The organism is uncultured Cyclobacterium sp., assembly GCF_963976465.1.
Taxonomy (GTDB): domain Bacteria; phylum Bacteroidota; class Bacteroidia; order Cytophagales; family Cyclobacteriaceae; genus Cyclobacterium.
Window position 1 is genome coordinate 1 of sequence record NZ_CAXBOC010000412.1, and the last position, 5,341, is coordinate 5,341.

Annotated in this window: 2 protein-coding genes and 1 pseudogene; all 3 read right to left on the reverse strand. The window is 41.0% G+C overall.

The features are described 5' to 3' along the window. Positions 1–814 (reverse strand): neutral/alkaline non-lysosomal ceramidase N-terminal domain-containing protein (locus AAC037_RS19125; RefSeq protein WP_339904853.1); only part of this gene is annotated, 814 nt, incomplete at its 3' end. A gap of 48 nt (positions 815–862) precedes the next feature. Continuing rightward, positions 863–3,916 carry a PVC-type heme-binding CxxCH protein gene (locus AAC037_RS19130; protein ID WP_339904855.1) on the reverse strand — a complete coding sequence of 1,018 codons (3,054 nt, stop codon included), beginning with the start codon at positions 3,914–3,916 and terminating at the stop codon, positions 863–865. Between the two features lie 507 nt (positions 3,917–4,423). Next, positions 4,424–5,341 (reverse strand): annotated as a pseudogene (locus AAC037_RS19135) (sodium transporter); the annotation flags it as partial.

A 5,341-nucleotide genomic window follows, 5' to 3' on the forward strand; every position in this document is an offset into this window, starting at 1 on the left:
CTGGTTGAGTTTTTTCTTCTACATATTTTGACACTACACCTTGAACATCCGCACTAATAAGCAGGTTCTCACCACCCAACACGGTGCCATGAATGGCATAATTGGCCACTGTAGCCATTAAGCGATGGTCCTCTTGATGTACAATTTTCAAAATCCCAATTTTCCTGTCCACCGCACCGTCAGGATTCATTCCCAAAAAGGCTTTGTCATCAATGTCTCTGGCTCTTCGGTTGATATTGGCTGCTGAGTGCCCCCAGCCTACGCCTAGGCTAGCCGGTGCCAATTCATTTATTCCTCTTTCAATTCCCGCCAATAGTTTGGTCGTCACAAGTTCAGTATAATTGGTATCAATCGGATGGGTGTAACGTTCCCCCATAAATGCTTCAGGAAGGCCCGGCGCCCCTACTTCAGGAGCTGAATGGGTATGGGTAACTGACCACCAAAAATTATTACTGGAAATCCCAAACCTCTTCTCCACCAATTCCGCCACCTTATCATAGGTGGCAGGTGATATTACACAAATATCAGTGGAGACCAATGCAAATTTGGAATCACCATCATCTAATATTAAAATTTGATGGTAAATACTATCCAGAACCCCTTCCGATAACCTGGCCCCATATCCCAATAATTGTTTGGGAACTTTCGGTGTAATATTTTCTTTGACCACCGCAGCTTTAAAATCTCCGGCAAAGGTTGTATTGTTCACTTTCTCCAAAGCTACATTCAAAGCTTTTGGAGTGGCTCCACCACTTAACTGAAAGGTTGAAAAAACCCACAGAAGCAGTACCAATGGTTTGACTTTATTTTTCATTTTCGTCGGTTAATTGAGCTTTTTAAAAGTAATTTTATTTCAATTACATTATTCTACTTTTCGAATATAAGCCAATAAATCGGCCATTTCCTGAAGTGAAATACTTTGCTCAAGCCCCGTAGGCATGGCAGACATTTCAATTAATTTTAAAGATTTAATATTCGTCCTAGCAATGCTCTTATCTATACCACCTGCATTTCTAAGGTTAATGGCCGTAGGTGTTTCAGAGGAAATAAGCCCTTGAAGCAACTCTCCACTTTGCAATTCTACTTCCCAAAGATCATATCCATCTGCAATGGATAAATTGGGGTTTAGAATATCACTCATGATACTTGCCCCACGTCTATTTTTAAGGGAAGAGAGATCGGGACCAAAGGCCATACCCAGTTCTTCTCCCATTTGATGACAAATCGCACAATTCTTCTGAAAAACAGTTGCTCCTTCAGCAATGCTCCCATTAAGGTCAAGAGCAGGTTGGTAATTGGCTATGATTTTCTCACTCTCTCCTTCCGCTCGGTTCAAAATGGCTCTAGCCCTCAATCTAAGCGCTTCATCTTTATTCGCCATCAAGCCAACACTTCTCCGCCAGCCTATAGTTGCTTTTTGAACAACACCATCTTCAAGAGCAGTCAATAAAACAGCAATTCGCTCTCCATTTGTCATCATGGCACTAATGGCGGCATCTCTAAGTTCAGGGGTAAAACCATCCCATCGCTTGAGCACCAATTGAGAAAAAGAATCGTTTTCGGATTTACTTAAAGTACGGAAAGCCGCTAATTGGACAGGTAGGGGTTCACTAGGGTCAACCAAACTTACAAGCATATCATGGAATTGAGAAATATTGACCATGGACAAAAATCTTATCCCAATACTTCTTTCTTCCCCGCTCAATGAGTTGTTCATGGCAATTGCCTTTGCCTTGGTCAGGGCTTCTTCTTTCCCACTTAGATTGTCTAAGCCAATACCCTCTAGTACTTGGATGGCTGCACCTTTCAATTCTATGGAAGGATGTGCAAAAACACTTGAAGCCAAGAGATCTGCCGTAGCACGATTTGAACCTTCTGTTTTATTGCTTTTTATCCCTTGGGCCAAACCTCGCAAAAGTGCCGGTTGCCAATTGTATTCATTACCTGCATTCTTTTGAGTGGCTCTTTGCACCATGTTAAAAATGGCTTTTTCATCCCTACTTGCGCCAACCATAGCCGCTAGTTTTTGAACCATTCCATTATAAGCTGGAGTAGCAGTATATTGATCCAAGACCGGGTCAATCAAGCGGCTACTTTGAGAAAAAGGTGCTGAAAGCGCTGCCAATTGCACCCACTTGTCGTCAATATCCTTAAACAACAACTCCTTCCTAACCTGAAAGGCATTTTCACTTTCAATATACCCAAGGGTTTGCATCAATTGAAACCTTACCTTAGGGTCCGGATCATCTCTCAGGGATAGTAAATGTGATTCAAGATAAGATGATTCAATTAAGAAAAATTCTGATAATTTTACTGCATTTTCTCGTACACCGGCAACCGGATCCTTAAACGAACTTGCAAGGGTTTCTTGATCTAGAGCATCCATTCCCTGCAATGTCCATAAAGCATGGAGTCTGCCCAAGGGACTTTCTCCTGAGACTGCTAATTTTTTCAAGGCAGACACTAAACTTTCAAGATTCTGATCCACAATAAGGCGCTGGGAATTCATCCTCCACCAAGCATTTTCATGAGACAAATGACTTAATAACTCCTTAGGAGAAGCTGTTGCCAAAGTCAATTTGTCTGACCAATCAATAGGGGAAGTCCCTTTAGGGGTGATCCTATAAATCCTCCCTTGGTCTGTCCCATTGTATAATGCCCCTGATTGCACCACTTCCTCGGCCATCCATTCAGGATGCTCTATAATCTGGCGATAATAATCAATTATATACAATGCCCCATCAGGTCCAACATAGGCATTTACCGGTCGAAACCAAGCATCTGTCGAAGCCAAGAATTCCTTGTCTTCATGCTCCCTTGAAGCTTTAAAACCCGTACCATCATCTTTCACAAAATCCACATGAACTAAATTACTGACCGGCTCTGAAACGAAGGTTGCCCTCTCATACCTGTCCGGAAAAGCCCCTCCCAAGTAGGCTGTAAGCCCACATGCAGATGTCATCACACCCAAATCTGTCAATAACTGGTGCTGAGGATTGATAGTTATAGGAAATACTTCTGCTCCACTCCCATGATCAGAAGAAGATTGGGTAACCTCAGTAATTACCAAATGAGGATTTCTATCTAAGTAATCTGCGGTTAATACCTCCTGTATTATATGGTTGCTATTGTTCACTAAAAACCTGTGACCAAAAGCATCTGCAGTATGACCAAATTGGGTACGACTACTTAGCAATTCCAAATCATAGGTGTCCGGTTTAAACCGAATACTTCTACCCCCTGCATTTTGGGGCAGCCTATTAATATCCGGTTTATCAGGATAAAATACATCTGTTCCTTTATCCCCTAGTAAGTCCTCATATATGGTGGTGGTTACCGCAGGTTCATGTCCCAGATAAATCCAATTGTCAAGGGCCAGTTTTGGACTGTTTACATTGTGTTGAGGGTTAGAAAGTGCAAACCCCGTTAATAGGGTTTGCCTGATATCTGCTTTTCCATCATCATCGCTGTCTTCCAAATAGTAAACATTTGGTGGATCGGTAACAATAACTCCTTTTTTCCAGCGCATGATCCCGGTAGGGACCACCAGATTATCTGCAAAAATGACACTTTCATCCATAATTCCATCCCCATCAGTATCAGACAAGCGTTTCACTTTTCCGGAGCCACTGAGGTCTAATGGATAGCCATGCATTTCGACTACGAACATCCTACCTTGTTCGTCTATTACCATATCCACAGGGTCTGCCACAAGTGGCTCCCCGGCAATCAGTTCAATTTGAAAGTCATCCTCTAAAACAAAAGTAGACAATGCATTTTCAAGGGACCTATCCTCATTGGTGGACTTTGGCTGACAAGCATAAAGCAATAGGGCAAAGCCTAATACAAAAACGGTGATACGTTGATGGTTATAAAAGCCTTTAATCACCGGAAAACTCAATTTCTTTGTTCGCATGTTAAAATTTTTATTTATTTAATCTTTTTGCTTTAAAGGAAAGTAGTAATCAACCCTAGTAAAAAAACCATAATTTACACCCCTGGAAATTCATTATTCACTTTTTATCTATTCATAGCTGACGTGATTATCAACACCAAATCAAGGGCGAAAAATGAGGGATTAATAAAATCTGTAAAATGTGGGTTTTGATAAATTTATTAAAGAATTTACTATTTGCAAAACAGATTTTTATAAATGGAAATTAATGTAAATGAACGATAAACAAAACGAACATTGGAGATTCAGTAATCAGCCCTTCAACTTTCCTTCACTTATGATAAATACTTTTCACTGGAAATGAAGCGCACATTATTACCAACTGACCTAAATGCAGGAAACCAATTAAAACAAAGCCGGACCCTTTCAAAAACCAACCCTTTATCAAGCGCAAAAAGCAATAATATGCAATGGTTCTTCTATAATATGGTGTAGTTTTTTTGTTTTATAAAATATCAAGAAACAGCACTAAGCATATTTGATGTAGAAATACAAAACCATAGCCATTACAATGGCCCACCAGATCAATGGGTTTCTCCAGCCTTTCTGCTGCTCTCTTTCACTTTTCGGTAGAGAAAGGCTTTCTTTGGTCCAGATCAAACCTTCCAATTCTGCTTCACTTTTTCTTTGGGTGACCAAACTGACGAGGACGCACAGTAGCATACAGGTCCAAAAAACAATTCCTGTTCTATTAAAAAATGGCATCTCCGGAAAGAAAAACTCTACCAGTAATGACAAAGGAATGGCCAGCAAGCCTGCCGTTAATGCCCCTGCATGGGTAGTTCCTTTCCAGAATATCCCCATCAAAAACATGGTCGCGATCCCAGGGGTAAACAGGCCGTAGGCATTTAGAAGGTAAATAAATATGGGTTTTTCGGAATAATACACAAGAATACCGGTACATAATATTCCAATTAGAATTACCAAAACGCCTGTAATTCTCCCAAATCGTACAGAGGATGCTTCAGAAGCATTTGGCCGAAAATAAGGCAGGTAAACATCAATTGTCAAGATGGTTGTACAAGAGTTTATGGCTCCTGACAAGTGCGACATGATCGCCGCTATTAGTCCTGCCATCACCAGCCCTACCAAACCTGTAGGAAGCAAGTGCTCAACCAGCATGGAAAAGAGCAAGTCTGGTTTTTCAAGGTCAGGGAAAATTTTGGGTGCTACGATGGCAGGTATAATGATCAAAAGGGGAATTAAAAACTTAAGATAATCGGCGAAAATCACCCCCATACGGGCATGCCATTCATTTTTTGCCGCCAGAGTTCTTTGGACGATAAACTGATTGGTTGCATTGTAAAAGATACTAATACAAAGTAATCCTCCCAAATACATGGTCCAAGGAAAATCAGGATCATTGGCTGGCAACATCAATTCCCA

Bases quoted from the DNA above. Each gene is read 5' to 3' on its own strand.
- AAC037_RS19130 (WP_339904855.1), bottom strand. From the start codon at position 3,916: ATGCGAACAAAGAAATTGAGTTTTCCGGTGATTAAAGGCTTTTATAAC.